This window comes from Larkinella fluvii (assembly GCF_051857545.1).
In the GTDB taxonomy this organism is placed as follows: Bacteria; Bacteroidota; Bacteroidia; order Cytophagales; family Spirosomataceae; genus Larkinella.
Genome location: NZ_JBPZHB010000001.1, coordinates 775,187 through 790,719 on the forward strand (window position 1 = coordinate 775,187; position 15,533 = coordinate 790,719).

Here is a 15,533-nt window from a genome sequence, read left to right on the forward strand (position 1 = left end):
GCAAGCTTAAAAACTCTTCACTCCCAACTCTTCACTCTTCACTAAAAAATATGAAACCGCCCCAACTCGCCGACCGACTTCTGAAATTCTTCTACGCCCCCGACCGGCTGGAGGAGGTACAGGGCGATTTGCACGAGGAGTTTCAATACCAGCTTCGGCAGGCGGGCGAACGGCGGGCGAGGGAACGGTATTGGTGGGATGTGCTGGGGTTTATTCTGTCGTTTGCGCTTACAAGAAAGTCAATTAAGTATTCAACAACGCATCTAACCAACCCGACGATGATTCAGAATTACTTCAAAATTGCCTGGCGGAATCTCTGGCGGAAAAAAGCGTTTTCGGCCATCAACATCGCCGGTCTGGCTGTCGGTCTGGCCACCTGTCTGCTCATTGTCCTGTTTGTGCAGGACGAGCTGAGTTACGACCGGTATAACGCGAACGCCGACCGGATTTTTCGCATGACGCTGCAGGGCAGCATAGGCGGCAAAGAACTCGATATCGCGTATGCTCCCGCCCCCGCCGGACCCGCCATCCAACACGATTATCCGGGTGTGGAAGCCTTTACACGCCTGGAAGAACAAGGGACGTTTGTGATCAAATACGGCAACGAACGGTTCAAGGAAGAACGGGTGGTGTTTACGGATTCCAGTTTTTTTACGATTTTTTCGATACCGCTGTTGAAAGGAAACCGTCTGACAGTGTTGACCGAACCCAATACCGTCGTTCTCACCGAATCGACCGCCCGGAAGTATTTTGGCGCTCAGAACCCCGTCGGCAAAAGCCTGACGATGGGAACCATGGGCCTTTTTCGGGTAACAGGGGTTTGCCAGGATGTGCCGTCCAACTCGCATTTTCATTACGACTTTTTTGGCTCCTACCGCTCGCTTCACGCGCGTGAAAAGTGGATGTCCAGCGGTGCAAACACGTACTTCCTGCTGCGGAAAGACTATTCGATAGACAATCTGGCAGCTCAGAGCCCGCAGATTGTCCGGAAGTATCTCGGCCCGGAAGTGCAGGAATTTCTCGGCATGAGCTACGACGAATACCTCCGCAAAGGCGACCGGTTCGAGTTTCAGTTCCAGCCGATTTCGGACCTTCACCTGAAGTCGGACCGGGAAGGTGAACTGGAGCCAAACAGCGATGAAAAATACGTTTACATTTTCTCGGCCATTGCGGTTTTTATTCTGTTGCTGGCTTGCATCAACTTCATGAACCTGTCGACCGCCGGGTCGGCCAACCGGGCCAAGGAGGTCGGCATTCGCAAGGTGCTGGGTTCGGTGCAGCAGCAGTTGATTCGTCAGTTTCTGACCGAATCGGTGCTGATCACGTTTCTGGCGCTGCTGGTAGCCTGCGGTTTGGTGATTGCCGTACTGCCGACGTTCAATCAACTGGCGACCAAGACGTTCGATCTGAATACGCTGCTGAACGTCCGGATGATCACGTACACGCTGGTGGGCTGTCTGGTGGTCGGGTTGCTGGCCGGAAGCTATCCGGCTTTTTTCCTGTCGTCGTTCAAACCGGTTAGCGTGTTGAAAGGCAAACTCGCGTCCGGGGTGCGCAGCGGCTGGTTACGGAATACGCTGGTTACAATCCAATTCGTCGTTTCCATCGGCATGATCATCGGAACGCTGGTGGTCTATCAGCAACTGCGGTTTATTCAGAACAAAAAAGTTGGCTTCGACAAAGAACAGGTGTTGATTCTGCACGATACCTACGTGCTGGGTAATAAATTGAATGCGTTCAAAGCCGAACTGGCGAAGCAATCACAAGTCGCGAGTGTCAGTCTGGCGGGTTATCTGCCCGCCGGGAATTCCAACAGTGGCTTTGACGGTGTTCGGGATGTGAATGCCCCCGCCGAAACGAGCCCCTACCGGCTAAAAACCTACCGGATCGACGAGCAGTATTTGCCGACTCTGGGCATTCGGCTGGCACTGGGCCGCAACTTCTCCAAAGCGTTTTCGGGCGATAGCGCTGCGGTGCTGGTCAACGAAGCCACCGTTCAGCAATTTGGCTGGAAAAACCCGATTGGGCAGCGCATCGCAACCGTGGGCGACGGCAGTCCGGGCGACCGGCACACCTACACGGTGGTCGGCGTAATCAGAGACTTTCATTTTGAGTCCATGCACCAGCACATTGCGCCCCTGATCATGTTGTATGGCGGAGATGGGTACCAGTTGGCCCTGCGCATCCAGACGGAGAATTTACCGGCTTTTCTCAAAACAGTAGAACAGAAATGGAAAGCCGAAACCGACAATCCCTTCTCTTATTCTTTTCTGAATGAGCGGTTTAACAAAATGTACGAGTCCGAACAGCGGATCGGGGAACTGTTCGGCATTTTCGCGGGGCTGGCGGTGGTCATTGCCTGTTTGGGTCTCTTCGGCCTGGTGGCACTCACCACCCTGCAACGAACCAAGGAAATCGGCGTTCGCAAGGTGCTGGGCGCATCCGTTGCCAGCATTGTGGTGCTACTTTCCAGAGACTTTATGCGGTTGGTATTGATCGCCATCCTGATTGCCACGCCCATCGGCTGGTATGCGATGAATGAGTGGCTGGCGGATTTTGCCTATCGGATTGATCTGGAGTGGTGGGTTTTCGTACTGGCCGGTTTTCTGGCGGTGGCCGTTGCACTGCTAACCGTCAGTTTTCAAAGTATCAAAGCGGCTTTGGTGAATCCTGTTCGCTCGCTGCGCTCGGAATGAAGAATTAAGAGTTAAGAATTATGAGTTAAGTGCGTCAGCCAACTCATAATTCTTAACTCTTCACTCATAACTCTATGCAACCACCCCAACTCGCCGACCGTCTCCTGAAATTCTTCTGTTCTCCCCACCGGCTGGAGGAGATTCAGGGCGATTTGTACGAGGAGTTTTTGTATCAGGTGAAACGCATCGGCGAACAGCGGGCGAGAGGACGGTATTGGTGGGATGTGCTGGGATTTGTAATACAGTTTGCCGTAAAAAGAAAATCGAGTGACGATTCAACAACCTCATTAACGAACCCAAGTATGATCCGGAATTACTTCAAAATTGCCTGGCGGAACCTGCTTCGCTATCGATTGAACAGTACGCTTACCATCACTGGACTGGCGCTGGGGCTGGCGTGCGGTTTGCTCATCATTCTCCACGTCAAGGAGGAACTGAGTTACGACAAAGGCTTTACGAAAGCCGACCGCATTTTCCGGATTACCACGGAGAATATTGGTGAGAAAAGCCGGATCTGGGCCGCTACATCGCCCATTATCGGTGTGGAAATGAAGCAGCAAATTCCTGCTATTCAGACCCTGGCGAGGTTCCACCGTCCCTATCCTGATCGGGTATTCAGTTATGCACTGTCGGGCGGTGAACTTCGGCAGTTTGAAGAGAAACGCGGTTTTTATGCCGACTCGACGGTGGTCGAGGTGTTTGATCTGGTGTTTGTCAAAGGAGATCCGCGAACGGCTTTGAAACAGGTCGATGGCATCGTGCTGACCGAAGCAACGGCCAAAAAATACTTCGGCGACGACGAACCGCTGGGCAAAGTGATTCAGGATGATCTGGACAAACGCCCGTTGACCGTGACGGGGGTGATCAGCGACTTTTCGTTTCCGACCCACCTGCAATTCGACTACCTGATTTCCATGTCCACCTATTATAGCTTCGCCGATAAAAGGTCGCTGGAAAACCGGAGCTGGTCGGGATTTTACAACTACGTGCTGCTGAACCGCAATGCCTCGCTGTCGGAAGTGGAAGCGCGACTACCGGCGTTTATGGTGAAATTCTACGAGGTGGCGGGCGAAAACCGGAAAGATATTCTGACGGCCCGGAAGACGCACCTTCAGCCCATCAGGGCTATTCACTTGCATTCGAAGCTGGAAAAGGAAATGGGGCCGAACAGCGACATTCTGTACGTGTATGTGTTTGGGGTGGCCGCTCTGTTCATCTTGCTGGTGGCGTCGGTCAACTTCATCAACATGGCTACTGCGCAGGCCTTTAACCGGATGAAGGAGGTGGGTGTACGGAAAGTGCTGGGCGCGCGAAAAGAACAGTTGGTGAAACAGTTTCTGGGCGAATCGTTCCTGCTGACGCTGACGGCCGCGGTTCTGGCGCTCCTGCTGTTCCGGCTGGCGATTCCGTTTTACAACGCGCTCACGGCTAAAAACCTTCAGTTTGGGCAGTTTTTCAACACGGCAAATGTTGTCATTATGCTGCTGCTGGCCGGATTGATCAGCCTGGTTGCCGGCCTGTATCCCGCGTGGTTCATCTCGAGTTTCGAGCCGGTTACCTCCCTGAAAGGCAGGAAGAGTTCGGTTTCGTCGGTGACGCTGGTGCGCAAAGGGTTGATCGTCTTCCAGTTTGCGGTCTCGGTTTTCATGATTTTCAGTACCATCGTGGTGTACCGGCAAATGCAGTTTTTCCAGAACAAGAAGCTGGGCTTCGATCAGGAACAGGTCGTGGCCGTAAAACTTTATGGTCAGGAAATGCACGAAAAGGTGTCTACGATCCAGAATGAATGGCTGAAAAATTCCGCGATCACGGATGTTGCCCTGATTTCGGTTCTGCCCGGCGACCGGTTTAGTACCGATATGCTCACCCCGTTAGGAAAAGCCGACGATGCCAGTCAGATGCGGTTTATGTGGGCCGACGAACACATGCTTCCGGTGCTGAAAATTGGACTGAAAACCGGGAGCAATTTCGGGCGGAAAACCGAAGGTGCTCACTTCCCTTATATTCTGAACGAAGCGGCTGTGAAAGCGCTTAAATTACAGTCGCCGATTGGCCAGAAAATGGTTTCACTGGGTGATACGGGCGAGATTGTGGGCGTTGTCAATGATTTTCATTTTGCTTCCCTGCATAGCGCTGTCGAACCGCTGGTGATTGTTCAGCATCCCGGTCAGGCCAACTATTTTTTACTGAAAATAAAAGGTGACAAATTACCCGAAACGGTCCAGTTTGCGCAATCGACCCTGGCTCGTTTATCGCCCAAAAGCCTGTTTAGCTACACCTTTCTGGACGAAAAACTGGCCCGGCTCTACGATTCAGAACAACGCGTGGGCAATGTGCTGACGGTTTTTGCGGTTTTTGCGATTTTTATTTCCTGTCTGGGCCTGTTTGGTTTATCGGCCTACGCGGCTCAACTGCGCATCAAAGAAGTCGGGATTCGCAAGGTGTTGGGGGCAACGGTTTCGGGCGTGGTTCTTCTGCTGTCCAGAGACTTTCTCCGCCTGGTGACCGTCGCAACGCTACTGGCTTCCCCGCTGGCCTGGTGGGCGATGAGCCGCTGGCTGGAAGGGTTCGCTTACGCCATTGAGATGGAGTGGTGGATGCTCGTTTTGACGGCTGGTTTGGCGGTTTCGGTGGCCGTACTAACGATCAGTTTCCAGAGCATCAAAGCCGCTTTGATGAATCCGGTGAAGAGTCTGAGAAGCGAATGAAATAAGGGAATGATAAATACTAAATTTCAAATGATGAATGTCAAAGGAGTTAGGCTCTATTCACCCTTTTATATTTAACATTCATCATTTAACATTTTAAATTAAAAAGGTTGAAGTGATACCCGCACCCCCAAAACTCGCCGACCAGCTTCTGAAATTCTTTTGTTCTCCCCACCGCCTGGAGGAGGTACAAGGCGATTTGCAGGAGGAGTTTTTGTATCAGGTGAAACGCATCGGCGAACGGCGGGCCAGATGGCGGTATTGGTGGGATGTGCTGGGATTTGCAAAGCCCCGACCGGGCCGACGTTCGGCCGGATGGCCGTTTAAATCGGATGCTTCTTCTTCAATTTCTATTCTAAACCCAACCATGCTCAGTAATTACCTCCTCATTTCCCTGCGCAATCTCTGGCGAAACCGGCTTTCGAGTGCCATCAGCACGGTCGGATTGGCTATCGGTCTGGCGAGTGGCCTGATGATTTTTCTGCTGGTCGACTGGCTGTTCAGCTTCGACCGGTATCACGCCAAGGCCGACCGGACCTACTGGGTCGTGACAGACATTCGGCACGATCAGGTGGTTCCGAGCGATGCCACACCCCGGCCGCTGGGCGATGTGCTGCGCCGGGATTATCCGTTCGTGGAAACCGCCGTCCGTCTGGAACTGGCGTTCCGGAAAATCATCGGCATCCCGGACGGGAAAGGCGGTCTGGCGAAAAAGTTCGAAGAGTCGCGCAACATCGGTTTTGTCGAACCACAGTATTTTGAGGTATTTGGGGTAGAATGGTTGAAGGGAAGTCCGGAAACCGCCCTGAACGCGCTCAATACGGTTGTTTTATCGGAACGCTACGCCCACAAATACTTCGACAATGCCGACCCCATCGGCCGTACACTGCGGTTTGATAACCAGACGAGCCTGACCGTTACGGGCGTTATCAAAAACCCGCCGTCCAATACCAAGCTGCCCCTGGAGATGCTGGTTTCCTACGTGACTTTTCCCGTGTTAATGGGCGATTCACACGCCATGCAACGCTGGGATGCCCCCGCTGCCCTGTGCTTTGTAACGCTTCGGGAAGGAGCCTCCGTTGGTCAGTTGACCCGGGCCTTTCCGGCCATTCGCCGAAAATACCTGGCCGGGCCGGAAGCGAAACGGCTGGACTTTCGAGCCTTGCCTCTGAGCGACCTGAACCACAATCCCCAATACGGCGGTCATGCCCCGCTCCCTATTCTGTATGCGCTGATCATCCTGGGCCTCTTTCTGGTTGGGGCTGCCTGCATCAATTTTGTCAACGTCGCCACGGCCCGCGCCATCAAACGGTCGAAAGAAGTGGGCGTTCGGAAAGCCATCGGAAGCACGCGCGGGCAGTTGATCGGCCAGTTTCTGACCGAAACCACCCTGGTGGTGCTGGCGGCAGTCGGGCTGGCCTTGCTGTTGACTCAACTCAACCTGCCCCTGTTGAATACGGCTTTGGCGAAACTGAATGCGGATCTCTCGGTGCTGAATGTGTTTCGGCCCGACGCGTTGTGGTGGTTTGGCGGTCTGATTCTGGCGGTCATTCTGCTGGCCGGTTTATATCCGGCCCTGATTCTGTCGCGGTTCAATCCGGTGATGGCGTTGCGCGGACGGCTGACGACGCAACAGATCGGTGGCGTTTCGGTTCGGCGCGGCCTGGTGGTCGTTCAGTTTTTTATTACGCAACTTTTCGTGATTGGGGCCATTGTCATGACGAGGCAGGTGCAGCACATGCAGCAGGCCGATCTGGGTTTTAGGAAAGAATCGGTGCTGACGGTTCCGGTGCCGACGAACAACCCACTGAAGCAACAGACCCTGCGCGAGCAACTGGCTCAGCTCCCCGGCGTTGAACAGGTGGCGCTGGCGGGCGATCCCCCCGCTTCGTATCGCCGGCCGCCGGTTCCGTTTACCTACGACAGTCATCCGGAACCGGAGAAATTCCCGGTTAATGTGAAAGTAGGCGACAAAGACTACATTCCGCTGTTCGGCCTGAAGCTGGTTGCCGGGCGGAATTTCCGCACCAACGATTCGACGAACAACGAAGTGCTGGTGAATCAGGCCATGATCAAACAACTGACGCTGCCAACTCCCGCGGCTATCCTGGGCAAACGGCTCACGGTTTTTGGGAGAACCCAAACCGTGGTGGGCGTAGTGAATGATTTTCAGATTGGCAAAGTCCACGGCAGTGTGCCGCCCATGGCCCTGCTCAATTCGCATACGGATTTCGCCATAGCCGCTTTGAAAGTAGCTCCGGACAACCGGACTGCTACGGTTCAGGCGGTTGAGAAAGTCTGGAATGGGCAGTTTCCCGAAAACATCTTCAAGCCGGTTTTCGTAGACGACCTGGTGAATGAGTTTTACGTGACCGAACGGATTTTGCTGGGACTGATTCAGATGTTTTCGCTGGTGGCCATTCTGATTGGTGGTCTGGGCGTCTACGGTTTGGTGGCGTTCATGGCCGAATCGAAGACGAAGGAAATCGGCGTTCGGAAAGTGCTTGGAGCCACTCAGGTGCAGCTTTTGTGGCTGTTTGGCCGGGAGTTCGGCAAGTTGGTTTTGCTGGGCTTTCTGGTGGCTGCTCCGCTGGGCTGGTGGCTGATGACCCACTGGCTCCGGAGCTACGAATACCGGATTGAGCTGAGCTGGTGGATTTTTGCGCTGGCCGCGTTGCTGACTATGGGCATTACCCTGCTCACCGTGTCTTATGAGTCTGTCAAAGCCGCTTTCAGGAATCCGGTGAAGTCGTTGCATTCCGAATAAAATGAGCACGCAAGGATTCCGGAAAGGGTCTGCGATCTGGCTCAATTTTTGCCGTAATCAGGTACTTACCCTTTTGTAGGCAAAGCTCCTGTTGACCTATATACGGGGTACTCAGCGTGTATGATTTTTCAGAATGAAACCTTTCGGGCTCAACAACTGGAGAGCTTTCAGGAGGTTATTCCGGTTGCGGTGTTGTATTGCCAGCCTGTTGTTCAAAACAACCAGGTCGCGGACTTTCGCTACATCTGGGGAAATCGTGCCGCTCTGAACATGGCAGCACTGAGTCCCGGTGAGTTTAGCCAGATGACCATGCTCCAGGTTTTTCCCAGTTTCGTCGATACGGGCGTTTTCAGCCGGTACGTCCTGGCCTGGGAAACCGGCATTACCCAGCGCTTTGAACGGCAACACCCGATTGGCAACACCATTAATTGGGTGGATGTTACGGTGAGCAAAAAATACGAAGGGATCGTTATCACCGCCCTCGATATTACCGAGTCCAAACAAGCCCAACTGGCGCTAGAGCAACAAACTCAGTTGCTGCAAAATATTGTCGAGCATTTACCGGCCGGTTTGGCGTTGTTTCACCCGGTTCGGAGCGAGGCTGGTGACGTCACAGACTTTCGGTATGCCTTAACCAATCCCGTCAACGCCCGGACGGTGGGCTTCTCCGTTGAGCAGCTGATCAATCGCAGCATACTTGACATTTTCCCGTCGGCCCGTGAACAGGGTTCCTTCGGGCGACTTGTGGACGTGTTACAAACCGGGATTCCCAAACACTACGAAACGCATTACCAGGCCGATGGGCTGGATTTGTGGGTAGAAGGTCATCTGACCCGAATCGGCGATGGGGTGTTGCTGACGTATTTGGACACTACACCCCTGCAAAAACAGCAGCAGGCGTTGCGGGAGCAGGCCGATCTGCTGCACCAGAAAAATGAACAACTGCACCGGATCAATCAGACATTGACCCGGACGAACCAGCGTCTTCAGGGGTTTCAGGCCATTGAACGGGCCTTGCTCAACCAGAGTTTGACCGAACAGGGACCCGAAGCTGCCGCCCTTCTGCACGTCCGGGAATTGGTGCCGTGTGAGCAACTGGTGGTTTTCCGGTTTAACGACGCAACGGGCCTGGCGCAGGCCGAAAGCTGGCTGGTGGGTAATGAAATGGCCACCCGGACGGCCCCCGGATTACCCATCCATCCGTTTAAAGTCGAACCGCTGTTGAGTGGGCAATCCTGGCTGCTGGATCACCTGCAACCGGATTCCGTGGGCATTCCACCAGAACTGAACCTGTACAAACGGGGAGTTCGGTCGCTGCTCGTTATCCCACTGTTCAGCCAGCAGCAATACATCGGCGCTTTTGTGCTGCTGTCGCACACCCCCCGGTTTTTTACGGAAGAATACCGCCAGATTGCCGGCGAGGTGGCCAGTCAACTAGCCATTGTTATTTACCAGCAATACCTGAATGAACGGCTGCAGCAGCATACCGAACAACTTGAACAGCGGGTGGCGGAACGAACCCGGGAACTCGGCCAACTCCTGGCATTGCAAAATGCCATTCTCAAAAATGCCGGGCAGGCCATCATCTCAACCGATACGCAGGGTGTGGTTCTGACGGCGAATCCGGCTGTTGAACAGGTGTCGGGCTACCGGGCTGACGAACTCATTGGCCGACATCCCCAGACGCGTTTTGACGTTTCCGAAGCCCCGGTTCCCATTCTGACCTACCAGGCCGAACTGCCCAGTGCTCCGCCTGCTTTTCTGATTCAGCCGATCCTGCAGGAACAGGGTTTTTTTCAGACCGAATGCCTGATTGAAGGCAAAGGAGGAAAGCGGTTTCCGGTTTTGTTGACCACCAGCACGCTGCAGAATGAGCAGGGGGAGATTACGGGGTATGTGGGCATGGCGACGGATATTTCGTTGCTCAAGGCGGCTGAAGAAAAACTGAAACAGAAAAACCGGGAGCTGAATACCTTCTTCGTGGGGGCGCTAGACATGCACTGCATCTCCGACAGCCAGGGAAACATATCGAAAATCAACCAGGCTTTTCAGGTTGCACTGGGGTATACGGAAGCCGAACTGATGGCCATTCCATTTTTGCATTTGCTGCATCCCGACGAACAGAAGTTCGTTTTTCAGCACCTGCTGACGGGCATTCTGCACCGGCCGGTTCGCAACCAGATTAACCGGTTTCGCAAAAAAGACGGGACCTACCGGATCATCGAGTGGAATGCCATTGGAATCGACAAACTGGTGTATGGGTCGGCTCGGGACATTACCCAGCGAAAACTGGCCGAAGATGCCCTGCGGGAGAGCGAACAGCGGTTTCGCGAGATTGCCGAAAACGTAGATGAGGTCTTCTGGATTCACTCGGTGGAGCCGTTCAGATTGCTGTACATCAATCCGGCGTACGAACGCGTGTTTGGGATTGTGCGCCAGAATGCGCTCAAGGATGAGCACTCTTTTCTGGACACGATTCTGGAAGAAGACCGGGCCGCAACGCTGGCCGAATTTGAAAAATACCGGGAGGGGCAGGAAGTGACGGTTCAATGCCGCGTGAAAGGCACACACCAGGGAGTCCGGTGGCTTTTGATCCGGACGTTCGTCATGAAAGACAACCAGGGCGTGCCGGTTCGGTATATCGGGATTGCCAACGACATTACCAGCCAGAAAGAGAAAGAACTGGTGTTGCAGCAATCGCTGGCCCGCGAACAGGAACTCAGCAAACTAAAATCGCAGGTCGTTTCGACGGCATCGCACGAGTTCCGGACACCCCTGGCCACCATCCAGACCAGTGTCGATCTGATTCGTCTGTATCTGGAACAACCGCCGGAAACCGCCAGCCCAGCCATCAAAAACTATTTGGAAGTCATTCAACAGCAGGTTCAGAACTATACCGGCCTGCTCTCGGATATGCTCACCATTGGCAAGATTGAATCGGGCAAAGTGGCTTTCAATCCCCAATGGGTCGATGTGCTGGCGTTGGGTCAGCAGATCATCGGCAGTCATTTTAGCCACCAGCCCGACGGGCGAACCGTCCGTGTTTCATTGGTCGGGCCGTCGTCCCGGGCGTATCTGGATGAAAAGCTGATGACCCACGTTTTGGTCAATTTACTGTCCAATGCTTTTAAATTTTCAAAAGCCAATCCCGGCCTGGTGATCCGGTTTGAGCAGCAGACGTTGGTCATTGAGGTCATCGATGAAGGCATTGGCATCCCGGCCAACGAACTGTCCTCGCTCTTTCAAACCTTTTTCCGGGCCAGCAATACGGCCAGCATTCAGGGCACCGGACTCGGTCTGGTGATTGCCCGCCAGTTTGTGGAGCTTCACGGGGGAACGCTCACCGTCGAAAGCCAGGAAACGGCAGGATCAACATTTACCATTAGGTTGCCCATCGAACCCACCAGTCCTTCCAGCCCGCCGGCGTAATCACGGTCTGTTCACCCCTCTCAAAAATCCACCCCTTATGGCTACGCGAATCGTACTGATTGAAGACGAAACCCCGATTCGGGACAATGTAACTACCTTACTGAGTCTGAAAGGCTACGACGTGGAATCGGCCCCCAATGGGCGGGAGGGCATTAGTCTGGCGATGGTATCGCAGCCTGACCTCATCCTGTGCGACATCATGATGCCGGAGATGGATGGATACCAGGTGCTGGAAGCCATTCGGAGCAACCGGTCACTGGCAACGGTTCCTTTCATTTTTCTGACGGCCAAAACGGAGGAAGCCGACGTGCGCCGGGGTATGATCTCGGGGGCGGATGATTACCTGACCAAACCATTCACGCTGGAGAGCCTGTTGCTGGCTATCGAGAGCCGTCTTCAGCGCGAGGCACTGCGGGAATCTGATCTGCAAAGCCGGTTAGGAGAACTCCGCCGGACCATCACCCGGATGTCCAACCATGAATACAACACCCCCCTGAGCGGTATTCTGGGTTTCGTTACGCTACTGATGGAGCATTACAACGAATTCGATCAGGAAGATAGCCTGTCGATGCTGGGCATGATCAAAACCTGTGGGCTGCGCCTGAAACGTTCGCTGGACAATCTGCGGCTCATGGAAGACCTTCAGGAAAATCCGGCGTCCATCCAGTTTATCAACGGCGTTTCACGACTGGAGTCTGATGTGGTAAATCATCAAATCCGCACGGTTAATGAGCGGCACGATCAGCCTATCCAATGTCAGATTGAGGTGGCAGAGGCTCCGGTCTGCATTTCGGAAACCGGTCTGCGGATTGTGCTGGATGAGTTGATCGACAATGCCCACAAGTTTTCGGATGGGTCAAATCCCATTCGGATTACGGGTTGCCGGGAGGGCGATTCCTACCGATTGACCATTGTGAACCGTGGACAACCATTCAAACCGGAAGACATCGCCCGCATTGCACCGTATGTCCAGTTCGACCGCAAAAGCTACGAGCAGCAAGGCTCTGGATTGGGGCTGGCCATCGTCAAAAAACTGCTGGAAGTGACGGGAAATGCCCTCGAAATCGAAAGCCTGCCAACGGGAGAGACGTCGGTAGCGGCTGTTTTTCAAGGTGTGAATAACGAATCATGAGCACTGAATAATGAATAACGAAGGCTGGACGTCGGCGAAGCCACTTCGTTATTCAGTGTTCATTATTTACTATTCGCTATTCCCTTGATTTTCATTCACTTCTTAAGCTCTTCACCGGATTCATCAAAGCCGCTTTGATGCTCTGGAAACTGACGGTCAGCAGGGCGATTCCCGCCATCAGCAGGCCCGTCAGTGCAAATACCCACCACCTGATCTCAATCTTGAACTCGAAATTCTGGAGCCATTGATTCATGGCATACCAGGCAATCGGTGACGCCAGGATGATCGCAATCAGAATCAGTTTCAGGAAGTCTCTGGAGAGCAGCGTAATAATGCTGGCTACGGATGCGCCCAATACTTTACGAACGCCGATTTCTTTGGTGCGCTGCTCAGCGGTAAACGTGGCCAGACCGAACAAACCGAGACAGGCAATCAAAACCGCTAGAAACGTCGATGCGTCAATGAGTTGCGCCGTCCGGGTTTCCGACTTGTAGGCCTGCGCCAGGGTTTCGTCCAGAAAACTATACTCAAACACCTGGTTCGGGAATGTGGCTGTCCAGACCTTTTCAATGTGCGCCAAAGCCGCCTGTACCGTTTCGGCGGTTGGGTTCTCCATTTGTAGTTTGATGCCTGCCTGGTAAAAATTCTTTGGTACGACCATAATCAGTGTCGGGTCGATTTTCTGGTGCAGTGAGTTGACATTGAAGTTTTTGGTTACGCCAATAATCGTGGCGAACTCCTGACTGTCTCCGAAATATACTTTCTGCCCAATGGCATCGGCCGGTCGGCTGATGCCCGATCGGTTCAGGAATATTTCATTGACAATGACTTTGATCGCTGCGGAAGAGGTATCGGTATCCCTGAGTTTTTCCCCGGCCAGCAATGGGATGCCGTAGGTATCCAGGTAACGCGAATCGCCCATTTTCGTCTGGGTCCTGATGTCGATGGCTTTGGTACCTTTTCGGTATTGCATGCTCTGCATCCAGTTGCTTTCTGCCGATGCGCTGTTGAACGAGAAACTGACGTCCTTGATCTGCGAAGATGCGACCAGTTGGTTAAGAAGGGCTTGCCGTTTTTCGGGTTTGTTGTCGGGTAATCCGACGGTAATAATGGCCGCTTTGTTAAAGCCCAGATCGGCATTTCGGAAGAAAGTAAGCTGCTGGTTGATCAGCATCGCACTGCTGATAAGAATCAGTGAAACCGTAAACTGAACGACGACCAAACCCTGTCGCAACGAAAACCATTGCTTTCCCTGCGTCAGCGTATTGTTTTTCAACGCCCAGATTGGTGCCATGCCCGACAGCCGGAACGCCGGGTAAACCCCCGCCAGCAACGTAGTCAGGCCCGCCAGGATGAAAGCAAACAAACCGGTTTGCCACGAGAACAAATCCGAGGTGGTGAGTGGAACCGCCAGCATACCGGCTACGGTCGAGAGGGTAATTTGTGCGAGCAGGATGGCAACCAAAACCGCCAGAAACGTAATCAGCCCGGCTTCCGTCAGAAACTGATAGACCAGCGACCAGCGGTTGCTGCCCACGGCCTTGCGAATGCCGACCTCTTTCGCCCGTTTGAATGCCTGGGCGGTGCTGAGGTTAATGAAGTTGAAGCAGGCAATCAGCAGCACCAGCACGCTAACGAATGACAGGGTCTTGAGTAAACTGAGGTTGGCCGTCCGACCGCTCAGGTTGCTGCTGTAATGGAGTTGGGATAACGGGTTCAGCAGAAAGTTTTTGTTGGACAGCGCTTCTTTGTCCATGTATTTGAGTATGATCGACCGAAACCGTTTGTTCAGTTGCGCGGGGGCAATGCCTTTTTTTAGCAACACAAACACCTGGAAATTGTCTCCCCATCCGTTCCACTTATTCAAATCAAAATCCGGACTGGTGTTTTTGAGGGTGGAAAACGAAACCAGCATATCGAACGGGAAACTGGTTGTGGACGGCTGATCTTCCAGCACACCAGCCACCATCAAATCCTGTTTGTTGTCAAGCTGAATGGTTTTGTTGAGGACGTCCGTGGTGCCAAAATACTTTTCGGCATACGCCCGGCTTAAGACAACGGTGTTGGGTTGCGAGAGAGCCGTCCGGGCATTGCCCGCAAGCCACTGATAGTTCAGTAAATGAAATAGCCTGTTGTCGGCGAATACGAACGATTCTTTAAACCGTTTGTCGGTCGAGGGAACGGCAAAGATGCTGCCTCCAACCTTGAACAGCGGAACGACGAGTTCTGCTTCGGGGACATCCGTCCGCAGAGCGTTCACCATGCCGGTAAAGGTGCCCGGAGAGGTGTGTTTTTCTTTGGTATTTTCGGTTTCAACGCGGTAAATCCGGCTTCCGTTGGCGTGGTTCCGGTCGTAGCCGGTTTCATGCCTGATCACCAGAAAAATCACAACCGTACATGCCAGGCCCGCAGCCAGACCGGTGATGTTGATGAACGAATACCCTTTGCTTTTGGCGAGGTTTCGAAAAGCGATTTTCAAATAATTCCGGATCATGTCAGGACTTAGTAAAAAAGGTGAAGGATACTCAGCAACTGATTTCCGCTTGGCCAGTGGCCGCAATAGTTTCAAAACACTCAGGGCATACCGCCAGCGGGCTTTCCGTTCGCCCACGGTTTCAACCCAATACGCATACAGTTCGAGCAAATCGCCCTGGACCTCCTCGACGGTGTTGGGATCGCCCAGCCAGCCGAGCAGGGTGGCGGCCCAGCGGGGTGGCGGTCCGACGTTTCGGTTTGGATGATCTGGCCGTTTGATAGGCTCCATGTTTTTTCAATATCAAATGTTAAATGATGAATGTAAA

The 15,533-nt window shown here is 53.4% G+C and carries 6 protein-coding genes; 5 read left to right on the forward strand and 1 reads right to left on the reverse strand.

The genetic code is table 11. From position 1 onward, the window contains the following. Positions 1-50 precede the first annotated feature (50 nt). The 5 genes from ACS5NO_RS03070 to ACS5NO_RS03090 all read left to right on the forward strand — a co-directional run bounded on the left by ACS5NO_RS03070 (position 51) and on the right by ACS5NO_RS03090 (position 12,732). Entirely contained in the window at positions 51-2,696 is a 2,646-nt protein-coding gene (locus ACS5NO_RS03070; RefSeq protein WP_439413780.1) for an ABC transporter permease, read from the forward strand. Positions 2,697-2,770: 74 nt separating this feature from the next. Continuing rightward, complete coding sequence (locus ACS5NO_RS03075) at positions 2,771-5,404, forward strand: FtsX-like permease family protein (protein ID WP_439413781.1); 2,634 nt, start codon at positions 2,771-2,773, stop codon at positions 5,402-5,404. A gap of 115 nt (positions 5,405-5,519) precedes the next feature. Next, positions 5,520-8,171: an ABC transporter permease gene (locus tag ACS5NO_RS03080; protein WP_439413782.1), complete on the forward strand. Its 2,652-nt coding sequence runs from the start codon at positions 5,520-5,522 to the stop codon at positions 8,169-8,171. Positions 8,172-8,291: 120 nt separating this feature from the next. Then, entirely contained in the window at positions 8,292-11,600 is a 3,309-nt protein-coding gene (locus ACS5NO_RS03085) for a PAS domain S-box protein (protein ID WP_439413783.1), read from the forward strand. Between the two features lie 37 nt (positions 11,601-11,637). After that, positions 11,638-12,732: a hybrid sensor histidine kinase/response regulator gene (locus ACS5NO_RS03090; RefSeq protein ID WP_439413784.1), complete on the forward strand. Its 1,095-nt coding sequence runs from the start codon at positions 11,638-11,640 to the stop codon at positions 12,730-12,732. 91 nt (positions 12,733-12,823) lie between these two features. Here the strand turns inward: ACS5NO_RS03090 and ACS5NO_RS03095 are convergent, their stop codons facing one another. After that, positions 12,824-15,496: an ABC transporter permease gene (locus tag ACS5NO_RS03095; RefSeq protein ID WP_439413785.1), complete on the reverse strand. Its 2,673-nt coding sequence runs from the start codon at positions 15,494-15,496 to the stop codon at positions 12,824-12,826. Between the last annotated feature and the right edge of the window lie 37 nt (positions 15,497-15,533).

What these genes read in the sequence shown, in the direction of transcription:
- ACS5NO_RS03070 (WP_439413780.1), top strand. Translation starts at nt 51, where the DNA reads ATGAAACCGCCCCAACTCGCCGACCGACTTCTGAAATTCTTCTACGCC.
- ACS5NO_RS03095 (WP_439413785.1), bottom strand. Translation starts at nt 15,496, where the DNA reads ATGGAGCCTATCAAACGGCCAGATCATCCAAACCGAAACGTCGGACCG.
- ACS5NO_RS03090 (WP_439413784.1), top strand. Translation starts at nt 11,638, where the DNA reads ATGGCTACGCGAATCGTACTGATTGAAGACGAAACCCCGATTCGGGAC.
- ACS5NO_RS03085 (WP_439413783.1), top strand. Translation starts at nt 8,292, where the DNA reads ATGATTTTTCAGAATGAAACCTTTCGGGCTCAACAACTGGAGAGCTTT.
- ACS5NO_RS03075 (WP_439413781.1), top strand. Translation starts at nt 2,771, where the DNA reads ATGCAACCACCCCAACTCGCCGACCGTCTCCTGAAATTCTTCTGTTCT.